This is a genomic window from Symplocastrum torsivum (assembly GCF_059505465.1).
In genome coordinates this window covers 38,405-63,486 of record NZ_JCACKQ010000029.1, presented here as the reverse complement: position 1 = coordinate 63,486, position 25,082 = coordinate 38,405, and the positions used below count along the sequence as shown (strand labels likewise).

The 25,082-nt window shown below is 46.9% G+C and carries 19 protein-coding genes; 2 read left to right on the top strand and 17 right to left on the bottom strand.

Annotation, left to right across the window (positions count from 1 at the left end; all coding sequences use genetic code 11):
• Positions 1-195: 195 nt before the first annotated feature.
• The 4 genes from AC5JL3_RS10025 to AC5JL3_RS10010 all read right to left on the bottom strand — a co-directional run bounded on the left by AC5JL3_RS10025 (position 196) and on the right by AC5JL3_RS10010 (position 8,623).
• On the bottom strand, positions 196-3,252 hold the full coding sequence (locus AC5JL3_RS10025) for a two-partner secretion domain-containing protein (RefSeq protein ID WP_496074354.1): 3,057 nt from the start codon (positions 3,250-3,252) through the stop codon (positions 196-198).
• Between the two features lie 523 nt (positions 3,253-3,775).
• A complete protein-coding gene (locus AC5JL3_RS10020) occupies positions 3,776-5,356 on the bottom strand; it encodes a tetratricopeptide repeat protein (RefSeq protein WP_496074353.1) in 1,581 nt (526 codons plus the stop codon).
• A gap of 102 nt (positions 5,357-5,458) precedes the next feature.
• Positions 5,459-6,913: a tetratricopeptide repeat protein gene (locus AC5JL3_RS10015; RefSeq protein WP_496074352.1), complete on the bottom strand. Its 1,455-nt coding sequence runs from the start codon at positions 6,911-6,913 to the stop codon at positions 5,459-5,461.
• Positions 6,914-7,018: 105 nt separating this feature from the next.
• Positions 7,019-8,623, bottom strand: a complete 1,605-nt coding sequence (locus AC5JL3_RS10010) for a hypothetical protein (protein ID WP_496074351.1) — start codon at positions 8,621-8,623, stop codon at positions 7,019-7,021.
• Positions 8,624-8,672: 49 nt separating this feature from the next.
• Between AC5JL3_RS10010 and AC5JL3_RS10005 the strand changes: the two genes are divergently transcribed.
• Both AC5JL3_RS10005 and AC5JL3_RS10000 read left to right on the top strand, forming a co-directional pair.
• Complete coding sequence (locus AC5JL3_RS10005) at positions 8,673-9,206, top strand: hypothetical protein (RefSeq protein ID WP_496074350.1); 534 nt, start codon at positions 8,673-8,675, stop codon at positions 9,204-9,206.
• 419 nt (positions 9,207-9,625) lie between these two features.
• Positions 9,626-11,566 carry a site-specific integrase gene (locus tag AC5JL3_RS10000; protein WP_496074349.1) on the top strand — a complete coding sequence of 647 codons (1,941 nt, stop codon included), beginning with the start codon at positions 9,626-9,628 and terminating at the stop codon, positions 11,564-11,566.
• 204 nt (positions 11,567-11,770) lie between these two features.
• Here the strand turns inward: AC5JL3_RS10000 and AC5JL3_RS09995 are convergent, their stop codons facing one another.
• The 13 genes from AC5JL3_RS09995 to phnG form a co-directional block, all read right to left on the bottom strand.
• The gene (locus AC5JL3_RS09995) at positions 11,771-15,127 is read right to left on the bottom strand and encodes a DUF3987 domain-containing protein (protein ID WP_496074348.1); all 3,357 of its coding nucleotides are present in this window, start codon (positions 15,125-15,127) and stop codon (positions 11,771-11,773) included.
• An 889-nt stretch (positions 15,128-16,016) separates the two neighbouring features.
• Positions 16,017-16,388 (bottom strand): hypothetical protein, encoded by a 372-nt coding sequence (locus tag AC5JL3_RS09990; RefSeq protein WP_496074347.1) that lies wholly within the window; start codon positions 16,386-16,388, stop codon positions 16,017-16,019.
• A gap of 38 nt (positions 16,389-16,426) precedes the next feature.
• Complete coding sequence (locus AC5JL3_RS09985; protein ID WP_496074346.1) at positions 16,427-17,092, bottom strand: HAD-IA family hydrolase; 666 nt, start codon at positions 17,090-17,092, stop codon at positions 16,427-16,429.
• Entirely contained in the window at positions 17,089-17,217 is a 129-nt protein-coding gene (locus AC5JL3_RS09980; RefSeq protein WP_496074345.1) for a hypothetical protein, read from the bottom strand. Before AC5JL3_RS09980 ends, AC5JL3_RS09985 begins: the two co-directional genes overlap by 4 nt.
• An 8-nt stretch (positions 17,218-17,225) precedes the next feature.
• On the bottom strand, positions 17,226-17,777 hold the full coding sequence (locus tag AC5JL3_RS09975) for a phosphonate degradation HD-domain oxygenase (protein ID WP_496074344.1): 552 nt from the start codon (positions 17,775-17,777) through the stop codon (positions 17,226-17,228).
• A 78-nt stretch (positions 17,778-17,855) separates the two neighbouring features.
• Entirely contained in the window at positions 17,856-19,040 is a 1,185-nt protein-coding gene (locus AC5JL3_RS09970) for an alpha-D-ribose 1-methylphosphonate 5-triphosphate diphosphatase (protein WP_496074343.1), read from the bottom strand.
• Between the two features lie 97 nt (positions 19,041-19,137).
• Positions 19,138-20,274 (bottom strand): phosphonate metabolism protein PhnM, encoded by a 1,137-nt coding sequence (phnM, locus tag AC5JL3_RS09965; RefSeq protein ID WP_496074342.1) that lies wholly within the window; start codon positions 20,272-20,274, stop codon positions 19,138-19,140.
• A gap of 18 nt (positions 20,275-20,292) precedes the next feature.
• Positions 20,293-21,006: a phosphonate C-P lyase system protein PhnL gene (gene phnL, locus AC5JL3_RS09960; protein ID WP_496074341.1), complete on the bottom strand. Its 714-nt coding sequence runs from the start codon at positions 21,004-21,006 to the stop codon at positions 20,293-20,295.
• A gap of 13 nt (positions 21,007-21,019) precedes the next feature.
• Positions 21,020-21,793, bottom strand: coding sequence for a phosphonate C-P lyase system protein PhnK (phnK, locus tag AC5JL3_RS09955; RefSeq protein ID WP_496074340.1), 774 nt, complete (start codon positions 21,791-21,793; stop codon positions 21,020-21,022).
• Entirely contained in the window at positions 21,793-22,716 is a 924-nt protein-coding gene (locus AC5JL3_RS09950) for an alpha-D-ribose 1-methylphosphonate 5-phosphate C-P-lyase PhnJ (protein ID WP_496074339.1), read from the bottom strand. The genes phnK and AC5JL3_RS09950 overlap by 1 nt, the downstream gene beginning before the upstream one ends.
• Positions 22,717-22,736: 20 nt before the next feature.
• Positions 22,737-23,918, bottom strand: a complete 1,182-nt coding sequence (locus tag AC5JL3_RS09945; RefSeq protein WP_496074338.1) for a carbon-phosphorus lyase complex subunit — start codon at positions 23,916-23,918, stop codon at positions 22,737-22,739.
• A gap of 51 nt (positions 23,919-23,969) precedes the next feature.
• Complete coding sequence (phnH, locus tag AC5JL3_RS09940) at positions 23,970-24,578, bottom strand: phosphonate C-P lyase system protein PhnH (RefSeq protein WP_496074337.1); 609 nt, start codon at positions 24,576-24,578, stop codon at positions 23,970-23,972.
• 3 nt (positions 24,579-24,581) lie between these two features.
• A complete protein-coding gene (gene phnG / locus AC5JL3_RS09935; RefSeq protein WP_496074336.1) occupies positions 24,582-25,037 on the bottom strand; it encodes a phosphonate C-P lyase system protein PhnG in 456 nt (151 codons plus the stop codon).
• Between the last annotated feature and the right edge of the window lie 45 nt (positions 25,038-25,082).

Below are 25,082 nucleotides of genomic sequence, written 5' to 3'. Positions count from 1 at the left end.
CCGCTTAAACTATTGATGGCTAAGGGTTTCGGCTTTGTGCAGCAAGCCCTACTTAGAAAAGCAAACGGGCTGGAGATATAAGTTGAGCGAACAAGTATTACCCTCCTGAAGACTGGCTGCCACACGGCTAAGATTAAGCAAAGCCATCTGTATCTGCGTCAGCTTCTCAAAAATTGTTCAGAAATTTAGTGAACCCTAGATAGAAGGACAAGTAGCTGACCCAATCCCAGAATTATGAAGTGTGGTAGTGGAGGCAGTTGCAGTGAGAACGACCTGACCTTTGTCATTAATCCCCCATCCTTGTGCTTCCACTAGTTGCTGTTTTGGATTGCTAGTTGTGGGTTGGGGAGTGACGATTCTTGCTGCATCGGGTTGAGAATTCCTACGGCGGCTAAATCCTGATGGGGGACGTACATCCTCCCAAACATCATCCGGACTAAGCATCTCGTAGGGATTGGATGGCAAACCACCGCGTCCGATGATGATAAATTCATTTTTCCCGGCTTCTCCCCTACCAACCGCACAAGTCTGGTCAATCTGGTTGGAGGCATCGACTACTTCTATTGGCAGGTTAGCCAAGCCTCTACTGGGGTCGAGATCAGGCGTGTTGAGTTCTACGAGACCATTGAATTGAGCACCAAGCTCAGAAGAGGCTGTGATATCACTTAAGGGTGTGTCTTGTAGGCGAAACTCAGTGCCAAAGATGCCTTGAGCATTGACAATTACTCGACCGCCAAAGCTATTTTCAGCATTGGCACTGATGTCGCTATCTTCTTGTGGAACGACAACTAAGTTGTCAGTGTTGATGGTGATATTACCGCCAGTGATATTGCTTCCTCTGGCGTTGGTGCTGACGCTGCTGCCTCGGCGTAAGATCAAATCATCTGTAGAAAGATTGATATCCCCCCCCCCACCCGACGTGTCAGCCCTGATTTTTCCTTGATTGTCGAGACGGATAGTGTCAGCTTCAACTTGGAGTACGCCTGCAATTCCTGTGCCTGTACTATTCACATTGACTTCAGCCCCATCGCGGATAGTTAACTGCTCAGTAGTAATTATTAAGTCACCAGCATTGCCAGCACCCGTGGTTAGAGCTGTCAAGCGACTGGGAAACCCACCATCGGCTGACCTACCAATCACTTCGATGGTGTCCGAGGCGGTGACACTCAACGTCCCTCCCTTTCCGGTGCTGCTAGTACCAGTTGATACTTGTGCTCCATCGCGTACCAGCAACCGCCCTGTAGCAATCGTCAAGTTGCCAGCATCACCCTCACCTTGCGTCTGAGTAAACAAGCCACTGGGAACCCGACCATCGGCTGAGTTGCCAATCAACTCGATGGTGTCCGAGGCAGTGACACTCAACGTCCCTCCCTTCCCGGTACTCAAAGTACCAGCTGATACCTGTGCCCCATCGCGCACCAGCAACCGCCCTGTCGCAATCGTCAAGTCACCAGCATCACCCTCACCTAACGTATTAGCGGACAAGGCACTGGGAAACCGACTATCGGCTGAGGTGCCAATCAACTCGACGATGTCAGAGGCGGTGACACTCAACGTTCCTCCCTTCCCAGTGCTTCTAGTACCAGTTGATACCACTGCCCCATCGCGCACCAGCAACCGCCCTGTCGCAATCGTTAAGTTGCCCGCATCACCCTCACCTTGCGTCTGAGTAAACAAGCCACTGGGAAACTGGCCATCGGCTGACCTACCAATCACCTCAACGGAGTCAGAGGCAGTGACACTTAACGTCGCCCCCTTCCTGGTGCTTCTAGTACCAGTTGATACCTGTGCCCCATCACGCACCAGCAACCGCCCCGTAGCAATCGTCAAGTCACCAGCATCCCCTTCACCTTCCGTCTGAGCATACAAGCCACTAGCAACCCGGCCATCAGCTGATTCTCCAATCACCTCGACCGTATCAGAAGCAGTAACACTCAACGTCCCTCCCTCCCCGGTGCTTCTAGTACTGGCTGATACCTGTGCTCCATCGCGCACCAGCAACCGCCCCGTGGCAATTGTTAAGTCGCCAGCATCCCCTTCACCTGAGGTCTGAGCATACAAGCCACTACCCAACCGACCATCGGCTGTCCTGCCAATCACCTCAACCGTATCAGAGGCGGTAACACTCAACGTCCCTCCCTCCCCGGTGCTTCTAGTACCAGTTGATACCACTGCCCCATCGCGCACCAGCAACCGCCCCGTGGCAATCGTTAAGTCCCCCCCAGTTCCTGAGCCGAGAACATCGGCTATAATTCGCGAGCCATCGCTAAGAGCGACTGTCTCAGTTGTGCGAACAAGAATCTCTCCCCCATCCCCTGAACCCAAGGTGTCGGCATAAATCAACGAGCCTTGAGTCATCTCCAATTGAGCGCCTTGGAGCTGAACGTCACCGCCCCCTTCTCCACTAGCATCTACAAACGCTCCACCTTCCAACCGGATATTCCCAAACGAATCAATGTTGTTGTACCCGAACAGCCAACGGTTCCCTATCTCACTTAAGCTAACTTCTCCAACCCCAGCCACACTGCCCAGTTCAATTCTTCCTCCTGCTGCCGTCAGGTTCCCTCCCTCAATCGCCACATTCCCCCCAATCAGCGCCAGAGTTTGACCGGTTGGCACCTGTAGCCCAACAGAGCCACCTAATGAATTAGTCTGCCCGCTCAAGCTTTGGGCAAGTGATTGATTGACAATTTCCCCAGCCGCAACAGCATTAAAAAAGAGTGCCGAAGGACGCACTGTAAGTAGATTGCTTGTTGCAGGGGAAGAGGCGCTGAATAGTCCTGTCTCGCCCAGCCCAATAGCATTGGCTGTCGTCGCTGTAAATGAACCACCAACATCCAGACTGGCATTCGCTCCAAAGATGATGCCATTCGGATTAATCAGAAACAGGTTGGCATTGCCGCCAGTGACACCGAGCGTTCCCAATATGTTGGAGGGGTTAGTACCTGTTACCCGCGTCAGGATGTTCTCTATCCCAATCGGGTTGGTTAAATAAACCCGTTGTCCGTTTTCCACATTGAATTGATCGAAACTGTGGAACAGGTTTATACCTCGTGTTGCGCCACCCTCAATCCGATCTGCTGTCTGACCACCGACATCAACGCTGGGAGTAACAACAGAACCTTCAGCACCCAAAGTAGCATCAGGTGTAATCTGAGCTAAGGTATGGTCGGCTCCAGATGTGAGTACTCCGCTAATTGTCAAAAACCCTACTACCCCTAACTGCCAATTCCTTAGAAGATAAGCCGTCATACTCATATCCCTGATTGATGTCCTAGGTTTGGAAGTAACTAACCAACAACTAGCTCTCTTCAGATGTCTTGCTTAAAGCTTATTGGTGTGCCGCCTTAATTCCTCAGCGTCAATCAGAACTTTTATCTAGTAAGTAACGAAACTTAATACAAAGATAGAGGTACGAGTCAAAGTGGTAGTTTTCGCTTATTTCCTTCCGACAGCTAGCCAGTCATAGCACTAACTTATCAATCACACGTCAATCCACGGTATTTACTTCCGATAACTCACAGTCGCGGAAGTAGAAGAATGGCTGTAATGACGCTATATTGTTGATAGAGCTAATTCCGAAAAAACGACGTTATCGGCTACTGATTTTTCCGAGGTTATTGAGAACTAACTCGAACTCTTGAGATTGAATAATAAAGTTTGCTAATAGTGTTGCTCTGGTTAATTTTCACCCACTCAACCAGCGCTCACGTTTTTAAAGCAATTTTTGATGTAAGAAGACACTGTATAATTTACGATCCCTTTCTGCCCAAACTCAGATCGGGAAGGTACAACTCACTAGCTTACATAAATTACCTATTACACCTATTTGTTTGGCGCTCCAAAGAGCTTGGTCTAATATCTCCGAGGCTTTTTCCGCTTGTCCTATTGCTGCATACTGTGTTGCAATCTCACCTAACGCCTCAGCTTTAATATTTTCCGCCTCGATAGATTTAGCAATCGGAAGGGCTTGAGCTAATACCTGCGCGGCTCTTGCCGCTGGTTCGGCTTGCGTAGCCCTATCTCCAATCTTAGCCAAGGCATCAGCTTGGTGAGAGTCATACAACTCCTCAATGGTTTTGACGACCCGAAAGGCTTGATCATATTGCCCTGCTTCCGCCGCCTTGACAGCGACTTGAGTTAATGCATTGGCTTTGATGCCGCGACAGTCCTCCCTCATTCCATTGACTAAGGGACCAAGCCCCTCAATAGATTGGGCAACTGTTAGGGCTTGGTCGAATTGCCCCGCTTCGGCATACTTAACAGCAATCTGAGTCAACACTTCGGCCTTGTGAGTCAAATCGATATCAGGGGATTGGGTAACCTGAAGGGCTTGGCCATATTGCCCCGTTTCCACATACTTGAAGGCAATCTGTGTCAAAGCATAGGCTTTGCTCTGTTTATCATCCTTGATGGATTTGGCAATTTGAAGGGATTGAGCGAAGAGCTGCTCGGCTTTACCCTTTTGTCCTACTTGGGCATACATGAGTGCAACCCCAGCCAACGCCTCGGCTTTGTTGTGACCTGGCATGGCTTTTTTAGCGCGCTGAAGGACTTGGGCTAATATCTCTAAGGCTTTATCCTTTTGTCCTAATCGTGCATACTTGAGTGCGACTTCACTCAACGTATCATTGGTTTTAGCAAGCTGAAGGGCTTTTGCCAGGAACGGCTCGGCTTTAACCTTTTGTCCCGAACGTGCATACTGGTTAGCGATCTCAGTCAACACCCTGGCTCGGCTACTGTCATCAAACTTATTGATTTTGGCAACTTGCAGAGATTGGTCGTATTGCCCCGCTTGGGCATACATGAGTGCAACCTCAGCCAACATATCGGCTTTCCAAGAGGTTTCCTGCATCGCTTTTATAACCCGAAGCGCTTGGTTGTATTGTCCAGCTTTTGCAGCCAGATCAGTGAGCTTAGCCAATGGAATGTCTCTGTCATAGCCATCCTTGATTGCTTTTGTAGCCTGAATGGCTTGGTCATATTGCTCCGCTTGGGCATACTGGATAGCGACCTTCTCCAACGCCTTGTTTCTGGAACCGTCACCCTCCCTACTATTGATTGTTTTTGCAATCTCAAGGGCTTGGTCGGGTTGCCCCGCTTCTGCGTACTTGGTAGCCACCTCAGACAAGGCAATGTTTTTGCGCTCAAAACTCTCAATGGCTTTGGCACTTTGAAGGGATTGGGCTAATAGTTGCTCTGCCTTATCCTTTTGTCCCACTTCTGCATACTTGACAGCGACCCTTGACAACGCATCAGCTTGGGCTTGCTTTAAATATTCTGAATTAACCGCAGAAGAACAGGCTGAGCCTATGGTGGTCAGCAGTGCTACGGCAAGTAAGATTCTTAGTTTCATGGCGACACCCCGATAATAGCTAGTTCACTCCACTTCATCGGTCGGCTTCAGCTTTACTAACATCCTAGAGCCGAGCTACTACCTTGCTCCCCAAATTCCTGTCTAGAGGGTGAATCGAAATAGTCCCAAGTCAACAACTCTCCGGCTTGTTATTGTTTCTGCTCTCCAAAGGGCTTGGTCTAATATTTGCAAGGCTTTATCCTTTTGTCCCACCACTGCATACTGACTGGCGATTTCAGCCAACGCAATGGCTTTGTCGTCTTCATCCTCAATGGGTTTTGCAACCTTTAGGACTTGGTCTAATATCTGCGACGCTTGATGCGCTGGTTCCGCTTTCGTACACAGCAAGGCGATCGCAGCCAACGCCTCGGCTTGGAAAAATTCCCCACCATCATCAACAGATTTAATGGACTCGACAACCTGAAGAGCTTGGTCGTATTGCCTGGCTTTGGCATACTCAACCGCGATCGCAGCCAACGCCTGCATTCTATTTACGGTGTACTTAATTGCCTTAGTGACCTGAAGCGCTTGGTCGTATTGCCCCACTTTTGCATACATGAGTGCGATCTCAGTCAACGCATCGTAGGACCTACTACCATGAATTACCTTATCGGGTTTGTCAGAGTTATTCTTGATAGATTTGAAAATCTCAAAGGCTTGGTCTGGTTGCCCTCCTTGGGCATAGATTACGGCGAGCGTATTCAAAGAACCGTCGGGAACGCTCCCAAGGACTTCGGATAATATCTGCTGTGCTTTACCCTTTTGTCCTACTTCCGCATACTTGAGTGCGACCTCAGCTAAAACAATATAACTCCAGTCCATTGCCTTGGTGTCCTGAAGGACTTGGGCTAGTATTTGCAAGGCTTTATCCTTTTGCCCCGCTTGTGCATAGCCGACAGCCACCTCAGCTAAGGCATCGGCTTTGAAAGCCGTGCCATCCTCCATTGCTTTAGTTTCCTCAAGGGCTTGGTCTAATATCTGTAAGGCTTTATCCTTTTGTCCCGCTCGTGAATACTCGTTCGCGACCTTAACCAGCGCTTTGGCTCTAGTCTCGTCAAACTCAATCATTTTTGCGATTTGCAGCGCTCGGTCGTATTGCTCCGTTTGGGCGGCATGAAGTGCGACCTTAGCTAAAGTATCAGGTTTAACAGCACCATCCCGCATGGCTTTGTTAGCCTTAAGCGCTTGATCGTATTGCCCCACTTCCGCTGCTTCGACAGCAATCTTATCCAACCAGAAGTTTGTGACATCGTCATCCTTGATTGCTTTGGCAATTTTAAGAGCTTGGTCGTATTGCCCCGCTTGTGCGTACTTCATAGCCACCTCAAGCAATGTACTTTCTTTTAAATTGTTTTTGATAGCTTTGGCACTCTGATGCGCTTCGGCTAAAACCTGTGAGGCTTTCTCTTTGTGTCCAACTTCTGCGTATCCGACAGCGACTCTCGCTAACGTCTGCGCTTGAAGATGCTTGCCATAGTTCGTATCATAGAGCGGTTGCGTACAGGCTGAGGATGTTGCGGTCAACAGGATGGCGGCAGTTATAATTCTTCGTTTCATGTTCTTTGCTCCCAAAACTCTGTTGGAAGAGTGCAATGCACGCTTGGCGCTCGTCACTAGCCAAGCCTGTTGTCATGCCAAGTTGTCTTTGAGCCTCAAGCTCATCTAGGGCTGCCTTGTGCTGCTAGACGCTTCGAGTAAACTAATTGAAAGCGTGTAGCAGCCCTTAGAATCCGGTACGCTTTCAAAGCGCCCTTGGAGCTTCCCTTCTGAAAGCCCCTTGATTACCGCGTCCCGGACTCGACCCTTTTGGCTTGCTTCCACACTGCCAAACAACAGCGCCATCAAGTCATCTATACAATAGATTTTTCCGGGCTGAGATTCTATCACAGAAGCCACGGCGGTTTTAAGCGACTGCCCTCGGTACGCTGGCAGCATCAGGGAAGAAAGCTTGAAGAAGGAACTCTTTCTCTGACGATGAGACAAGCGACCCTTACCGGAGCGCGTGACTTGTGGGGGTTCTGCGGGTTCCACCAAGCTTAAATCGAAGGTGTAGCAACCAGGGGAGTCAGCGACTCTTGCCCACAACTTTTGCTCTACCCCCTGCTTCAGGCTACTCCCGACTCGATTCTTGATGACTTTCAAGAGTGAGGGTTCTAATTCCCCGTAGAGAGAGCGCACAATAAACTCAAGGTGTAGCACCGTGCCCGAATGTTCGCTTAACAGAAGTGAGAGCGCCTCTATTTGATTCATACCCTGATAAGTGGGGAGCATTTCGACCTCTTCTACCCCGTCCGAGGAAGTACTACCGTTGCGGCTGCCATTGATGTGTGTGTTGGTAGTGGTTGGTGGAAGATGTGGCTCCCCAAACGGTGAGTCCTCACAGCATGGCGGAGTCAGCACCGAGTTGGGCACAATCACCAACCAAGAGTGTCCTCTGTGTGAAAGTTGGGTGTAAGTCACTCCCAGGATTTCAAACACTTTATCCACAACTAATTCCATTTGAGCTAAATCCTCTTTTGACCAGGACAAGAGCTTAGTGTCGAGAGGATGACTCGCTGTTGAAACCACAAATCGGGCATCCTCACCAACGAACCGATTCCACGAGGATGCCAAACCGGGTAACTTCAACTTGAGGCGGCGAAACACGGCCTCGTTCGGACACTCCAAAGATAAAGTCTTACCACCAACAGTCTTGTCGGTTAGTTCTATCCCACCAGAGTCAACACAGAAACTCAGCAAGGTACGGGTCGAGGTATTCAGGGTGTCAAGGAATCGCTCTAACAGATTTGGAGAAGACGGCTCTTCTATTGAGGTGTGGTGGGATTTGGCACCATTCCCCTGATGAGCTTGAAGGGCGCTGTTGTTGACGGCACTACTGACATGACCATTGCAAGACATGAGGGAGCTATCTTTTTGGGCAACATCACCCTCATCGCTCTCCACGTTTCTCTTGATAGCAGCGCTAAAAGCTGTCGGGGTTGGAGTTGCTGGCTCCGGGTGTGGTAGTTCCGTGGTTAGTGGCAGTTCTTCAACGCTTGACCATCCTTCTAATAGAGCTTCGACATGCGCCAACTTGTCTAAAGCTTGCGCCAGCTTTTTTTCGTACTCAAGAACCTGCTGCAGGTAGTGAGATTTTAACTGCACCAAGGGTGTGCGTAGGTCGTCGGGAGGTGGAGAGAGTTGGAACTGTTGGGTCATTGGGCAGGAGCGTTCTGGGTTGCAGGTATTTAAGGAAAGACTATCTTCCTCTAGCCTAGTAAAAACCACCAATTACTAGTGGCTTGCTGCTTTTAAATCATCGAATTGTGTGTTCCCTATGCCTAGCAAGTACGTTTTTGTTAAAGAGTACACGGTACAAGCTCACAACCGACTAATTCACACCCGCACCTTCAAGTTCATCTGCAAGCAATGCTCTGCACCCACCGTGCGGGAAACTTTCGGCTCTAGACCGCTGTACTGCGAACAGTGTCGTCCTCCCAAACCCAAGACGATTAAAGCCACGACTAATCCAAAAAAGTCCCAACCTAAAAAGCCCAAGCGCTCAATCACTCCATCCCACAAGATAGCCGGGAAGCACAGCAACACTGAAGAAACACCCAGTCGCTTCCAGCCGACGCACAACCTAGTAGTAACCGCGTCGGGAGAAAAAATTCCGGTGGCTTTGGTGCCAACACAAACACCAGAATTGTTCAGTGTGCATACAGCGGATAATTGGGGAGGTCACTCACCCATTGAGTACGACACCAAACGCGGCTTGCTGTCGCTGGGGCAACCATTAGTCACTTCCACCTTGGAAGCGCTCTCCCCAAAACCGGACAGCGCCTTTTCCAATATCCGGAAAAGTTCTTAGAAAAAGCCTTGCCTTTTTGGGAAAATCTAGTTAGTATTTGAGAAATTAATTGAAATACTAGATGTTGGTTCCAACCGAAAGGTCGCCATAGCTGTTAACAACGGCTCGGCGACCTTTTTAGTTTTCCAAGCGCTATCCTCTGACAATAATCGTTGAACCATGTCACAGCTTCATCAGTGGTTTTCTCAATCAATTTCCACCTCAGTTTTTCAAGTTTTTTCTCCAATCCGCTAGTTAGGAGGCTCTTTAATAGTTCGTACTCTTAGTAGTACGAAACTCTAATTCATTGAAATCATTATAACTCTTGTGCAGCAATAGCTTTCGGCTTTTGCTTCGATGGAACTCGCGCAAAAGTTGTGTGGTACCCCTCACTTTGTTTTCAATTTATTCGTACCTAGTTTCTAAAAGAAGCAAAAATCATGAAGAAAAATCAGCGAAATTTAATGTCAACTATTTCGGAGTTTAAGCATAGCCAAGATGCCCAAGACTATCCGGAAATCATCAAACATCTACAGACCGCTCTCAGATGGCATGTTCTTCCCGAAGTTGACTCCAGTTTTTACCCCGATAAACTCAAAGCTCAAGAGTTTAAAAGATACTGTAGTCGCTTGCCAATTAATCGACTCAGCCCTGATGCAATTTTGGACATTTTTGAAAATAACTTTGACGCGGCAGTAGCAGCGGGACGGTTATCAAAAAGTACGAAAGGAAATTATTCCTCAGCACTGGGACGATTTCTCGCCTGGATGCGAGAGCAAACCTGGTATCTTGAGATGTTTCCGCAACCCCTGCCTGCTAAAGCGCCAGCTCACGTCCGGGTTAATGGCCGCAAGCCTCCGACTTGTACGCGACAGGAACGGCAATATGGGCTTAGAAAGGAGGAACTACCAGACCATATTCTCAGCGAGTTGGAAGCTTGGAAAAGGTTTTGGCTTGAATCTTCATCATTACCTGAAGACCCTCATGAGTCGCCTCCAATTACTGAAAATCAAAAGCATAGCCAAGAACAACGGCGGCTCAAACGAGAACAACGAAGAAATCTTGCTGCCTCAGCAGGACATGGCTTTGAAAAACCCAAGATAATCAAAATTAGCGCTTCAACCCTGCGACGCTATAGCGGTAATTTTTGTCGCTTCTTCGGCTGGTGTACTCACATTGAAGGTTACGACCTCTCAGAACTCAGCCTAAAGCTGCTCACTGACCCAATTTTCTTACAAGACTATGCTGATTGGCTCCTGACGGAGCGAGGTTGTAGTCATAGCGAAGCGGCAAAGCTCGTGCAGGCTGCCATTTCGGTCGCGAAGTGGCTATCATTCGAGCAATCAACTCGCCGGGATTGGTCGGATATTCCTGTAGTTGTCAGTTTGCAAGCGCTGCGGGCTGGGTACACGGAGTCGTATAGAGAGCAAAAACCCCAACTCGATGAAAAGAAATGGTCGAACCGGGAAATTAACCACTCTCAAGCTCGCCGTGTCGCCCAGTATTTGTATTCTTGCTGCGCCAAGCTATCGAATAGCGGCAATAAACGTCGCCTCTCGGCGCTCGTTGAAGCTTGGCAAGTTTTCTTGATGGTTAAAATTCTCGTTTACGCTCCAGTCAGACAGGAAGAACTTCGCAAGTTACAGGTAGGTAGTACTCTGATTAAGGTCAAAGATTCTCTTGGAGTAGAGCGGTATGCTGTACGAATCAAAAATCACAAAAACTTCAATAAAACTGGGAAATTTCGTTACTACCCACTGCCCTCCATTCTAACTCAAGATTTAGATACATGGCTCAATATTATCCGTCCTATGGCGATAGAAGCTCCCCAGAGTTTAGAGAGTTGGTTATCGTTTTGGGGACGTAAAGAGAGTGAGATAGAACAGCTACAAAAGCGCCTCGAACAAGCTGAGAATGGGTTGATGTCTGAGCCGATTAAAAATCAAGAAAACTACATCGCTCAACTCAACAAAAAATTGAACGGTCTGAAAAGTCGAATTGTTTACTGGGAGCAGGCGGCAGCTAATGCTTTGGTTTTCGATTATGTATTCTTTAGCTTAGGAGGAAACCGACCGGGCAGTTTTGCCAAACCTTATGACGACGACCACCTCAGTTGCATTACGGGTCTAGTCTCCCGAGCCGTTGGGAGAGCGACTAAGGCGTTGTTCGGACAAGAATGTTTTTTAAACCCGCATGGTTTTAGAAATATTGGCTCAAAGCATCTGAGAAAGTGTGGCAAAGGAGGACATAAAGGTGCTTTTAGTGCTTTGGCTGGTCATAGTGTCGAAATCGATGACGAATATGCGGCACAAATTACTTCGGATTACGAACTAATTGAGGACATTGTTGATCATTGGTGGCAAGAGGATTTTGAATCTTAAGGCTTTAGTATTCGGGGTAAAACTAAGTGGGGATAAAAGGTATGCATTAAAACCTGACTGTAAATCCGTCAAGCCAAAATGAGTCGGTATTGCACAAATAGCGCTCAAATCGGCTTGGTTGTGTCAATTGATAAAGGCAAAATCTCCAATTAGGTAGGAGGGCACAAATCTTGATGGGAGAGGTTCGCGTAATCAAATTGGTTTTCATTCAATTACCAACCTCAATCCACGAAAGGGGATATGCATGACCTCATCGCCAGCAAAGCGAACCAAGCAGCTTGATACCTTAACCTCTTCAACAACACCTTGATGTCCGTCAAAGCTTGCGAGACTGGAAGGAAGGTCAGTCGCATCAACAATAACCACAGCCCCGAGGACCCATTCGTCATCACCAACAGCACTAGACACAACCTTAGCCGTTCCCGTTGTGGTTACGGATGAGTCGTCTAATTTGTCTAATGCCGATGATTGCACCTCGTAGTTACCATCCAAACGCTGATAGATAGGAAGTTCCGATTGTTGGGGGGAAAGCTCCATAACCTCGACTTCCGTAGCTTCCGGCGTATTCTCAACAGGGCTGGCAGAGGTGGTCGCTTCCACTGGTGTAAATTTGTCTAAATTAGACAACTCATTAGACAAATTGTCTAACGCTGCATCCTGTTCAGGCTCTACGCTCTGGGCGAAATTAGACAAATTAGACAACTCATCTAAAAGTGAATTTTTTTCAAACTCAGTGGTTAAATCCGCCCCAAACCCTATGGTTTCAACATCCATTACGTTTTTTTGAAAATTGTCTAATTTGTCTAATTTGTCTAATTTCTCCTGAACCACTTGATATAGCGTCGGTTCAGGTTTAGACAAAATGTCTAATTGGGTGTCTAATTTGTCTAATTTCACTAACGGTGGGGTATCAGGACTAAAAGCACGGAATAAGAGAGAGCGTCCTACTCCCTTCACCTCACCTTTGCCCAAAGTCACCAATTCAGAGAACCACAGCCGCACTTTCTCACCCGTTGGGCGCTTTGCCTTGGTAATCGACAGATAAACATCACTGGCTTTTAGCCACCCCTGAGATTTTGAAGGAATACGCTTGAGACTCATCTCGATGACTTTAGCCAGATGAGGGGCGAGGGCATCTGAATCACTAAATTCGGTGTAAATTGCCTTGACCTGCATGGCATAGTAATCTGTCAAAGCAATTGCACGTTTGATTGTGTCTGCTTCAATTTCCTGACTGGGAGTCTCGCTATTGGCTAATGAGTTAATGACGTGAAGGTTGAGGGCTAACCGTCCTACCCGTCCTTCGCTCTTGCCCCAAACCGATTTCATTCCGACTAAAGGGTCGTTAACTCGATTCTGCTCGTAACGGTTATAAGCTTGCTGGAAAACTTTAAAGGCTTCAGGGCTTAGGGTATACTCGACAGTCGGCAGCGCTCGGATTTTTCGGTAAAGGTCAACCAATAACCCTGTTAGGTCAACTCGTCCACCATCGGCGTGTAACCTTCCCGCAACACTAGGTTGATTGACAAAGAGAAACCGCGCCCAGTTGCCATCGTTATCCTCGCAGTTGTTCAGTAAGGCTTGAAGAACTTGGGGTTGGACACCACCAAGAATTGCCAGCAGAATACTATCCAGTTCCGACTTAATACCATCGGCTCTTAGGGTTGTGTTGGCTGTGGCATCGTAATAAGAAAGAAGGTCTTGCCTGTCAGAACCCTTACCGTTGGTGTACTTGTTTTGGTTATTAATGATTGCGGGTAACTCGTCGCTAAGGTAAAGCATTCCTTGTTGCGGTTGACGAGCGGCTTGATACTCTAACCCCTCCCCAGTGGTTTTTGTGAAGTACAAGACAGCTCTTTCCGGCTTAACTGGGGGGTCTAGCTCCCTCTTCTGTTCTGGCGGGAGTTTCTCCCAATCCTCCAGCGCATAATAGTAAGCCTTTAACTTCTGCTCAAAGAAATGCTTTTCTTCAGCTTGCAGCACCTTCAACGGCTTTGTTGCGAACGCTTTTAGGACAGGAGATTTCTTCTGGGAAGTCTCGGCAACGATGCCACTATATAATCCCGCTGGTTGGTCAAAGTCATCCTCCTTGCTTAACCAAATTCGAGTCTGGGGATGATGCAAGGATGACGCTACTGTCAGCAGAGTCGTTAGGTACACTTCCGGCTTGAGGCTCAACCGAGATGATAGACGTAGTAAGGGTTTAGCCAGGTTGGGGTGCAAGAATTGGTGTAAGTCTAACGAGGCGTTGCTGGCACTCAACAAGGATTCAAGCTGTTCGCGGGTATTATCCCTGAGTTCAACACGCTCGATATCCTCTGATTTTTGTTGATGGAGCTTGTAGAGTTGGTCTACACGCCAAGGGGTAAAGTGGCTTATTTCATTAAGTGCTGTCCTTAATTCAGCTCCATCCAAGCCTTGCTTAATAATTTCAGCGATCAGTTTTTTTACTTCAGAGGAGGTTAGCTCCTGAATACTAGGGGGGAGGACAGCCTTAGTATCATTGCCATTGCCTCCATCTCTACCATCCCCATTGGAGCTACCCAAGTTAGAGGGTCTACTACCGGAGCCGATTCCACCGCTATAACCACGTCCTGATGCCTTTTCAAAAGGTGTTCGCCATCCATCTTGTTTTGCCATGTGTCCCAGTGTGCCGAGCGAAACTCCCTGGCTCTTGAATGACTTCCATTTCTTGTCACAGCAACCCGGAGTATATTTGGGCGATTGGCGACTCCAGTTGTCCCACTCAGTTAAAAGGGAATCATCAACTGAATGAAGTGTCATCCCAACGGCTAGCCAATCATCATAATCATCAGCTCGATAGCTTGATAAAGCATTTAGATAAGATAACGCCCATTCCCGCTCAGTCCACTCCGAGTTGGTCTGAGGGCTAGGTCTGTAGGGAATGGGTGTTTCAATTGGTGCAACTTCACAGGCGGGGATTATCGCCCTTAATTCTTCAAAGGTATAGCGCTTACCACTACTGGTGATTATTTGGCTTCGATTCACTGTGCCATTACCCGTCAGGTGCCAAGCTCCAGCAAGCCTCATCACTCGGTTAGGATTTTTGAGTGAGCGATCTGCATCGGCAAACTCCAGTAAGTCGGTTTGTAATTTCTTCCACTCGTCTGGGTTAGTCGGGTTCTCTAATACCCAGTAGGAGTGGATGGACTTTCCGCCCGTATCAACCTGAAAAGTCGGTTCTGGTAAGCCTAGTGTCTCCCACAGCAGTAGTTGATTTTCTTTGTCAAGGGTGTCGTGTTCATAGAAGATGGCGCGGCAACTGGTTACTTCGTCGGCTTTGTGTCCACCTCCGTTGACAACAAAGTAGACACCACGACCTTCCTTCTGCCAGCGCTCTACTTCCTTGCCATTGAGCCGATTTGATTTCCTGCCTTTGTCTTCGGGGCTTCTGGCATCATTTTTAGGGAAGAATGCTGTGAGATAGATTTTGTCGCCAGGTCTATAGCCCAATAATTCGAGTTGCTGATTGGCTTGCTCTTGGTCAAACTCTAGAAAGGATTGCGCTGTGCTTCGATTCTGATTACTTGTACTTGTCATGGGGCTGAAACCTTTTGTATAGGTGTGGCTCAGCCAAAGATTTTTCTTCTTTTATCCCTGAGTGGGTTGCAGTCTCGCTATAGAAAAATTACTGTGGGAATGTTGTAATGGTGTGGTGACTGCTTTAAGTTGTAAGGGTTTTGCAAAACCCTGACTCACTTAAAAATTAGAAGAAATAGCTTAAGCTGTTGCCACATTTTCTTGATTGATTCTGAGGTGACTCGAAAATGCATACAAAGCTCCAGCCTTGTGATAAACTAAAAATCACAACGCGAGTTGGCTTTGCTTGGTTCTAGATTTTTGAAAAGATTTCCCGTCGTTTCAATCTGAACCAAAACTTCAATTTATAAGATGCTGGTGGAGCTGCTCCTTTCAGCTAAATGCTACATAAAAAACATATTACATGAAAGACGCTGATTTTTGTAATAATTAGCGTCTTGCTTCTTTTGCCTTTTGCACCTTACCGCCGCTAGCACTAGAACCAGGGTCGTTACTAATAGCAAAATGCGCTTCCACCCCTTGTGTACCAGGCGCTCATGGAAGTGAAGACCGAAAGTATTAAATAAAATAACCCTGATTGTCTCACTAGTTAGCCAATCAGTAATTGAGTTATTCTTCGCTTAACTTTCAAAAAATTGCTGTTGATAATCAAGGGAAATCGTGGTTTTACTGAGTGTTTGAGAGTGGAAATCAGCGTAGTGAATAATGACAATTTGATTCAACTAACTTCTGCCTGAGGTGACTGTCGAATAACATATTATTTGTCGTCTTAACAAATTGTTGTCGTTGGGCGCTTCTATCACTACCAAACCCTAGATATATCTGGATAAAGAAAAGCTGAAGTTAAAACAATTTATCGGTTGCAGAGGAATTCCTACCAAAATGTTACTTAGCCCAAAGCCCCTATCGTAAAAGATTTGAAAGGTTTTTGGATTAACGACACTAATGTGTTAACAGCGACAAATAATTTGTTATCTGACATCTCTCCCATCTCGCCTGCATACACAGTAAACCCCTTGGCACGGAGTTCGTCGTACAGCTCAGAATGGATTAGATGTACTTGACGGAGATTAGGTTGATTCGGATCAACAGCTACCCGCGAACGATGCTTCACCGTGTCCCCCATGTGTGCGTCCCCCTCAACTCCTAACCCTGTGAGAAGGTTGATACTCAGCTGCTCATGCTTTTTCATCGTATGCAATGCACTTCTATGCACCGCTTCGACAACTCCATCCATCAAGTACCTCCATAAGCTTTGCATGATTGCTTGTACGATTTAAGTTGGTCGGAGTCTCACTATTAAGGCAATTGCCACAGCTGAGGATCAAAATCTGTCAATGAGTCGAGAATTTGGCTGGCTCCTCGGTACAGTTGTTTATCTACACCGGCGTGAGGAACAACAATAACCGACATTCCTGCTGCAAGTGCCGCTTCCATCCCGGCGTGTGCATCTTCAAAAACAAGACATTCTTTAGGACTGGCTCCAAGGCGTTGTGCGGCGAGCAAGAAAATATCTGGTGCTGGTTTTCCTTGTTTCAGAGTGGGATCGTCTCCCAAGACAATACAATCAAACAGAGCAAACCATTCTTGATAGTGAGTGGTTTTAAGGCGAAATGGACGACGCGCAGAACTCGTTGCTACAGCTTGCGGAATCTGATGGTAGTGGAGATGTTTAGTTAGACGAATAGCACCTGGAAGTGGTTTGGCTTGGGGAAGTAGCTGATCCAAAAAGACTTCTCTTTCCTCTAAAAAAGCTTGAGCAGTAATCGGCAGGGCTAGCACCTCAACCAAAATTCGTGCTGAATCTAAAGCGTTCCTACCAGCAAATTTAGATTGGATAGACGGATCGAAAACTTTCCCATAGCGACTGACAATTTTTTGGATCATCAGTAGATGTAAGGGTTCTGTGTCAAGGAGCAAGCCGTCAAGGTCATAAATAACGTGAGTGATTTTTTTAAAATTCATTGGTAATCAGGAACATTGCTCATTTCTGTAAAGATTCGCTGCGCTTGCTCTATGGGTAAGGGTAGCGCTCCATCCATCTCGGAATGCAGATGAATCAGCGTCGGCACATCTTCAAGTCTCGCCACCCGAATCGCTAGATTCGTAACACACAAGCTGCCATTATCGAAGTAAAGTGAGCCAGGTTGGGAGTCATCTTACCCGGAACTTTAGCTTGGTCATCCCAAATCCTTAACTGCACTGCTTCTTTAGCGTGAGGCTGATTAATAAAAGCCTCTGCCTCTACGCTTGAAAAAATTCCCCCTTGTAACTCCAAACTTTTTTTAGAAGCAGCTGATAGTGTTGCCCAATAGTCTTTGCTTACAAAACAGAGATAGCGTTTGGCATCAACATGCAAACGGATTGGTTCAGTGACACTCTCGGCAAAAAGACTACGTAAATATGGAATAGCACGATACTCATGTCGGTCGTCAATCCCCTCATCTGCCGCTTGCTCTCCTAGATTGTGGATTAAATGCCCAAAATCGTGGAGTAAGCAAGCGGTAATTATCTCATTACTTTCACCTCCTAACTCCGCAAGAGTTGCACATTGTAAAGCGTGTTCTAGCTGGCTGACGGCTTCTCGACCATACATTGCCGTTCCCTTTTGAGTTAATAGGTTAGTAATTTCTTCAAGGTTTGGTTTCATAGCGATTATGAGGAATAGGTGATAGGTGATAGGTGATAGAGAGAAAACCAATTACCAATTACCCATTACCCAAGCTTTTCAGGCATAGCGAGCTACTTCTTGTCCAGCTACATAGACGCCAGTAATGGCAGAGGGTAAAGAGTTACCAGGAGTAATTAGGAGAAAATCGGCATCCCAACCTATAGCAATCCTGCCTTTGCGGAAAGTGTTCTGTGAAGACGTTGGTGAGTCCCCAATTCCCGCAGCCGTAGCAGGTAGGAGGGAAACTAGCTCCCAAGCTTGTTCAAATGCCATTAAGCCCAACTCCGCAAGCTTGAAGGGGGCATGAAACAGAGAAGGATAATGATAGTCTGAGCAAAGAGCATCTAAAACGCCCTTCTGGACAGCATCAGCAACACTCATATACCCAACATGAGAGCCACCTCTGACTAGATTAGGGGCACCCATCAATACAGCAGCACCAAAATTACGGGACTTGGCTGCCAAATCAATCGTGGCGGGAAACTCCGCGATCGCAATTCCACGCTTTGCACTCAACGCTACTTTTTCCTCTGTATCATCATCGTGGGAAGCAATAGGAATTTCATACTTGTGAGCAATTGCAACCAGTTGCTCTACCTGCGGGCTTCCTTGCTCTCTCGCTGATTGCATCCGCTCCACTAACGCTCTCATTTCCGTTTCTGACATCGTGAAGCGAAGCCGCAATGATTTGAAATGTCGAACGAGTTTCTTCTCATTGTCCCTTGGTGGCAGATGATCATTCAGTGAGAGTAAATCGATTTGCCCTGCTTCTAACCAACCACATAACTCCTCATGTCCTTCAATATTGGCTTGTTCATGCCGGATATGAATGCGACTGTCGCAGCTGAGAGATTGTTGATTTTTTTCTCCGATAAACTCAATGATTTGTCGAGCCATATCTCGGCTTCTTAACCCGGGTTCGTAGGAGTCAGTAATCGAATAAAAGAATGTAGTAATTCCTGCTGCGATTAGGTTGCAGTCATTTTCTGCGATCGCCATTGGTAGAGGAAAGCTAATTCCCGGACGTGGACTGATCATCCGTTCAAAGGCATCACCGTGTAAATCAATAATGCCCGGTAACATTTGCAATCCACGAGCATCAACTAATGTAGCTCCCTTAGGGCTGGTAAGTGGTTCAATACTGACAAACCTACCCTCCTCGATGACTACTGTAGTGTCTTTTAACCAGCCGAGCGATGTCAGCACATCTGCTCCCTGAATAGCCGTTGGTTTCTCTAGCATTTAAGCAGTTTTCCCTTGTTAGTTGTCAGTTGTTAGATAACTATCACTGGCTTTTTAAAAGAAGATAAAAATTATTAACCCAGTTCTCAATCCTCTATCAAGCTACACGATGCCCCTGAACCATGACTGAAGTTAAACGAGGCACAACTCCATCATCATGTACAGTAATTAGGTCAGCTCGTTTGCCTACTTCAAGACTTCCTCGGTCATGAAGTAGATTCACAGCTTTGGCTGGGTTAGTGGCAACTAACTTAATACTTTGATAAAGCGGTTTAGCCATCTTTTGCGCGATGTTAAAAACCGCTTGTAGAAGGCTATGAGGGGCGTAATCTGACGAAAAGATATCTACCTGATTCCTTTGTACTAACTCCATTGCTGAGATGTTGCCAGAGTGAGACCGACCGAGGACAATATTGGGTGCGCCCATCAAAATTTTTAAGCCCTGTTTGTTTGCTTCAGCAGCGGCTTCTAGAGTTGTGGGGAATTCGGCAATCATTGCTCCGTTTTCTATGGCTTCTTGGACATGAGCTATTGTTGCATCATCGTGACTCGCGATCGCAACGTTTTTCGACTTTACCAGCTGAACTAAACTAGCCGTATTTTTCTCCCCATACTGCTGTTGTTCTAGCTGCCTTCGTTGAATAAAGGCATCCATTTCAGATAGAGGAACTCCGTGTTTACCCGTGTAATATTGCTTGTACTTTTCAATATTGACAAACTGACGCTGACCGGGAGTATGATCCATTAGAGAAATTAGTGATAACAGGGGATTATCTATATACTCTTCTGTAATAGAAACAACATCTTTGTAAGAAACTTCACATCGTAAATGTAGCCGATGGTCAGCAGCAAAACGACCTGCTAGTTGTCCTTGATGTAAAGCATCAATCATCCCACCGAAATGAGTCATCCGGAGAGAACCAGGGAAGACATCGCCAAGTGCGATCGCATCAAAAACTGTCGTTACCCCGGCACTAACTAACTGCCTGTCGTGAAACACAACAGCCGACTCCATTGGCCATTGAATCCCAGGACGAGGAGACATACATCGTTCTAAATTGTCAGTATGAAGTTCAATCAGCCCTGGCATTAAATAATCGCCCTGACCATCTTGACCTATGAACGTTACATCGGGCTGAATATCAGCAATTAAACCATCTCTAACGACAAGGGTGCCAACAACCTCTTCATTGGGGAGTTGGAGACGATAATTAGTATAAATTTGCTCATCCATAGTGCTGATGGCTAAGGGTTAATGACTACTTCCAAAACTGAGTTGGCGATCGCAGACTTGTGTAAGTACCTCTTCATCATGAAAAATGCCAATTATGGCGCAACCTGCTGCTTTGCATTCTTGGAGCAAGCCAATCACAACAGAGGCGTTTGTTGCATCTAAAGCCGAAGTTGGTTCATCCAATAACAGAATCGGATAATTGACCAACAATGCACGGGCAATATTAACTCGTTGTTTTTCCCCTCCCGAAAAAGTGGTTGGTGAAACACTCCACAAACGCTCTGGTAGATTTAAACGGGCAAACATTTGGGCAGCTTTTTCACGAGCCTCATTTAGCTCCATGCCTAGTTCCAGTAGGGGTTCAGCGGCTACATCTAAAGCAGGGACTCGTGGGATGACTCGCAGAAACTGACTGACATAGCCAATTGTGGTCTGACGGATAGCCAGTAGCTGATGCGGTTCGGTGCGAGTTAAATCCACCCAGTCACCCCCGTGTTTGACCCAAATCGAGCCACTATCCACTCGATAATTCCCATACAGACAGCGCATCAAGGTAGATTTACCAGAACCACTTGCACCTGTCAGAGCAACACATTCACCCGCTTTCACCACCAACGAGAGGTTTGACAAAACAGATAAATGAATTCCATTTTGAGTGTGCAAGGTAAAGCCCTTCTTAAGGTTTTCGGCTTTGAGGAGAGTTTCTATGTCTGTGGCGATCGCAGTTTGCATGATTCCAACCTTCTTATGGGATTAGCGTCGCGCTGACAAGCAATTGGGTGTAGGGATGACGTGGATCGTCCAAAACCTGATCGGTGAGTCCCTGTTCCACGATTTGCCCTTTTTGCATCACGATCAGGCGATGGGCTAGCAGTCTCACCACCCCAATGTCGTGGGTTACCAGGATGACACTCAGATGCAGATTTCGGACTAAATTCCGAATCAAATCCAGCAACCGGGCTTGCACAGACACATCTAAACCGCCCGTTGGCTCATCCATTAACACCAAACGTGGTTGACTGACCAATACACGCGCCAGTTGCAAGCGTTGCTGCATTCCTCCAGAGAAGGTGCTGGGTAGCGCATCGATCCGGTTTGAGTCAATTTCTACTTGAGTCAGCCAGTGCATGGCATTGGCGCGAATATTGCCGTAGTGACGTGCCCCAATATCCATTAAGCGATCGCCTATATTCGCCCCTGCACTCACCCGCATCCGCAGACCATCACGAGGGTTTTGATGGACAAAGCCCCATTCTGTTCGCATCAATTGGCGTTGACGAATTTCGGAAAGCTTGGATAACTCTAAAAGCTCATCGTTACGGCTACGATAAGTGATCGCTCCTGTATCGACTGCTATATGACCGGCAAGACAATTGAGCAGCGTGGTTTTACCAGAACCCGATTCCCCAACAATACCAAGGACTTGACCAGGATAAAGATCAAAAGAGACATTGTCACAGGCTTGTATTGAACCAAAGCTCTTTTGCAGTTGATGAACAGTCAGTAAAGATTTCATCATTAACTATCAGCTTTATGCCCGTTGTTCGTTTTTTGTCGTCCATTTTGATTTGCAATAGATGACTTATGCTGATTGCAGTAGTCAGTATCCGAGCAAATCCACATCCGGTTGCCTTGGTTATCCAGTACAACTTCATCTAAATAACTATCTTTTGAACCGCAAAACTCGCAGAATTTATCCCAGCTTTCAACGGTGAAAGGATAGTCCTCAAAATCCAAGCTCTTTACGTTTGTATAAGGTGGAATTGCATAAATCCGTTTTTCTCGTCCAGCTCCAAACAGTTGTAGAGCAGGACTCATATTCATCTTGGGATTATCAAACCGAGGGATAGGGCTAGGACTCATCAAATATCGGTCATGCACCATTACGGGATAGTCATAGGAGGTGGCGATATGACCATGCTGAGTAATGTCTTCGTAGAGCTTTACGTACATCACCCCGTATTCTTCTAAGGCGTGCATTTTGCGGGTTTCGGTCTGGGAAGGCTGCAACCAGCGCAAAGGTTCAGGAATCGGCACCTGATAAACCATAATTTGCCCGTCTCGTAGAGGCGTTTCTGGAATGCGATGGCGGGTTTGAATAATAGTTGCTTCAAGAGTGCTTTCTGTTGTCTCAATGCCGCAGACTCTGCCAAAGAAACGGCGAATGTTAACGGCATTGGTCGTGTCATCTGCCCCTTGATCGATGACTTTTAATACATCTTTTTTGCCAATGATTGATGCTGTAACCTGGATGCCACCCGTACCCCAACCATAAGACATCGGCATCTCTCTAGAACCAAATGGGATTTGATGTCCGGGAATGGCAACTGCTTTGAGTAATGAGCGACGAATTGAGCGTTTCGTTTGCTCATCCAGGTAGGCAAAGTTGAAACCAACTTCGTCTGTTGTTTGTTGTCCGTTGTCCGTATCAGGATTAAGCATGACTCTAGCAATCCTTTAAGTTACAAACTTGGGCTGTTCATCTCCCCGACTTCTTGAAGAAGTTGGGGAGCTTGGCGTTTAACAGTGTTTGATGTACCGCTTTCTTGATTGCTGGCTTCTGACTTCTGACTCCTGACTCCTGACTGCTCTTGTCGCATTTTTCGCACCAAACTCAGTTCGGCTTGAAAGTCGATGTAATGCGGTAGTTTTAAATGCTGCACAAAACCCTGCGCCTCAACGTTATCGGAGTGGTACATCACAAACTCAATGTTTTGCGCGGGTGAGAGAGATTCTTCCCCAAACTCTTCAGCACGCATCGCTCGATCGACCATCGCCATCGACATGGCTTTGCGTTCGTTGTGTCCAAACGTCAATCCGTAGCCGCGTGTAAATTGCGGCGGCATTTCTTTATTTCCAGTGAATTGATTCACCATTTGCACTTCAGTAATGGTGATATCTGTGATCGCTACTTCAAATCCCAACTCTTCCGGACAAATCACCACCTCCACCTCCCCCATGCGAATTTCACCCGCAAAGGGATGATTTCTCCCATAACCACGTTGAGTGGAATAGGCGAGAGAGAGCAAAAAACCTTCATCAGCCCTTGCTAAATTTTGCAGCCGCGCATCACGACTAGCAGGAAAGGTCATGGGTTCGCGGGTGAGGTCAAATACTGGCTGACTATCATCGGCGATTTCATCCTGTATCAGCCCTTCTTGGTCTAACGTATCAATGACCCTTGGTGTCGCTTCCTCTTCATAGTCTTGTTGGGTGGCAATTGGGACATCGCCTTCTGCTGCTAGTTTGAAGTCAATTAATCGGTGAGTGTAATCAAAGGTAGGACCGAGACATTGACCCCCTGGAACGTCTTTGAATATTGCCGAAATGCGACGATGAATGTTCATCGAGCTTGTATCTATCGGCTCACTGAAGTAGAAACGCGGTAAGGTTGTGCGATAAGCACGTAATAAGAAGATGGCTTCCACTAAATCCCCGCGTGATTGCTTAATTGCCAGTGCTGCTAATTCTCGGTCGTATAGACTTCCTTCACACATCACTCGGTCTACAGCCAGCGCTAGCTGTTGTTCAATCTGATCTACAGAGATTTCTGGGATAGAAGGATCGCCCCGACGCTGAGATTGCAGTAAGGTTTCTGCATTGGCGATCGCTTGTTCTCCACCTTTAACGGCTACATAAGGCATATTAAAAAGTTGGAAGGTTGAAGGTTTGGAAGTTGAAGGTTGAAGGTTGGTTTAAATCTTCAACGATTTATTCCTGTTTGCTCTTGTGGTGCGGGGTAAACCTACGACGGTATTTCTAGTGAAAAGAAAGATATCGACCCCTAAGGGATAATTGTGGATATTGTTGGTTAAACCCTCCCAGAAAGCAGAGTTTAGACTGTGAACGGTAAGCGATCGCGTTTTCTCAATCCCAGGCCCACTCAGATTTACTGGTTTACCCGATTCAAAGTTTTCCACCTGTATCAATAACGTCGTTGAAGCTTCAGGCTCTTCATCTGTGCCTTGATTAAAGACAGATAAAGAAGGCATAGATTGCCAGTGGTTAATAATGGCGAAATTCGCTGTATTTGGCTTCGTAGTAAATTCACAGCCACTATGGAACAACAACCAATTTTTTACTTCCTCTTCAATAGTGGGTTGCAACCAAACCTGAGTTTCTAGATCTAATAGCGTCAGGCAGGCAGCGGCACAAGCTGAATTTAACCCCGCTGGTGCTTCAACTAAAGCAGTAATTTGATGTTGACTACCAGGATTCGCGAGGGCTTCCAGTAGGTTGCGGAATGTGGTTTGTGCGTCATGAACAGGGTTTTTAAAACCAGGTAGTTGAGGAACTTGAATCATCACTCATTCCCCCCTAACCAAGGTAAAGAAGTTCACTTTTGTTGCTGCCGTTTGGCGTTTATGGATGTCTTGGTGGTGAGCAGCGATCGCTTGTAGCGGTTCGATGACGTGAGTTTGGACTTTATCTCTCCAACTGGGTAACTGCATTAGGGCATCACAGACAGCAGCGAGTTCGGCGTGTTGACGTGATCGCCCCGCCACGTAACCAAAACCAACGCTCGACTCTTGGTGTTGAATGTCGATCCGCACCACACAGCGCGTTATCGTCATCTCACCTAAGTTGAACGGCTGACCTGTGCCACCCGCACGACCTCGTACCATCGCTAAACCAATTTCTGGTGGACGCAACTGTTGATAACTCGGCAATTCACCCAAAGCGCCCACAGCTTTTGCCAATTGTTCTAGGGGAGCCTTGGCTAGTGTTGCCATCCATAACTGTCTTTCTTTGGGAGAGTTCATACCCAGCCTTTTGTCCTGAAAGACTCAACCAATTGTATATTTGTA

What these genes read in the sequence shown, in the direction of transcription:
- phnM (WP_496074342.1), bottom strand. Translation starts at nt 20,274, where the DNA reads ATGGATGAGCAAATTTATACTAATTATCGTCTCCAACTCCCCAATGAA.
- phnK (WP_496074340.1), bottom strand. Translation starts at nt 21,793, where the DNA reads ATGATGAAATCTTTACTGACTGTTCATCAACTGCAAAAGAGCTTTGGT.
- AC5JL3_RS10025 (WP_496074354.1), bottom strand. Translation starts at nt 3,252, where the DNA reads ATGACGGCTTATCTTCTAAGGAATTGGCAGTTAGGGGTAGTAGGGTTT.
- AC5JL3_RS10000 (WP_496074349.1), top strand. Translation starts at nt 9,626, where the DNA reads ATGAAGAAAAATCAGCGAAATTTAATGTCAACTATTTCGGAGTTTAAG.
- AC5JL3_RS10020 (WP_496074353.1), bottom strand. Translation starts at nt 5,356, where the DNA reads ATGAAACTAAGAATCTTACTTGCCGTAGCACTGCTGACCACCATAGGC.
- phnG (WP_496074336.1), bottom strand. Translation starts at nt 25,037, where the DNA reads ATGAACTCTCCCAAAGAAAGACAGTTATGGATGGCAACACTAGCCAAG.
- phnH (WP_496074337.1), bottom strand. Translation starts at nt 24,578, where the DNA reads ATGATTCAAGTTCCTCAACTACCTGGTTTTAAAAACCCTGTTCATGAC.
- AC5JL3_RS10005 (WP_496074350.1), top strand. Translation starts at nt 8,673, where the DNA reads ATGCCTAGCAAGTACGTTTTTGTTAAAGAGTACACGGTACAAGCTCAC.
- AC5JL3_RS09970 (WP_496074343.1), bottom strand. Translation starts at nt 19,040, where the DNA reads ATGCTAGAGAAACCAACGGCTATTCAGGGAGCAGATGTGCTGACATCG.
- AC5JL3_RS09990 (WP_496074347.1), bottom strand. Translation starts at nt 16,388, where the DNA reads ATGCAAAGCTTATGGAGGTACTTGATGGATGGAGTTGTCGAAGCGGTG.
- AC5JL3_RS10015 (WP_496074352.1), bottom strand. Translation starts at nt 6,913, where the DNA reads ATGAAACGAAGAATTATAACTGCCGCCATCCTGTTGACCGCAACATCC.
- AC5JL3_RS09950 (WP_496074339.1), bottom strand. Translation starts at nt 22,716, where the DNA reads ATGCTTAATCCTGATACGGACAACGGACAACAAACAACAGACGAAGTT.
- AC5JL3_RS09975 (WP_496074344.1), bottom strand. Translation starts at nt 17,777, where the DNA reads ATGAAACCAAACCTTGAAGAAATTACTAACCTATTAACTCAAAAGGGA.
- AC5JL3_RS09995 (WP_496074348.1), bottom strand. Translation starts at nt 15,127, where the DNA reads ATGACAAGTACAAGTAATCAGAATCGAAGCACAGCGCAATCCTTTCTA.
- AC5JL3_RS09945 (WP_496074338.1), bottom strand. Translation starts at nt 23,918, where the DNA reads ATGCCTTATGTAGCCGTTAAAGGTGGAGAACAAGCGATCGCCAATGCA.
- phnL (WP_496074341.1), bottom strand. Translation starts at nt 21,006, where the DNA reads ATGCAAACTGCGATCGCCACAGACATAGAAACTCTCCTCAAAGCCGAA.
- AC5JL3_RS09985 (WP_496074346.1), bottom strand. Translation starts at nt 17,092, where the DNA reads ATGAATTTTAAAAAAATCACTCACGTTATTTATGACCTTGACGGCTTG.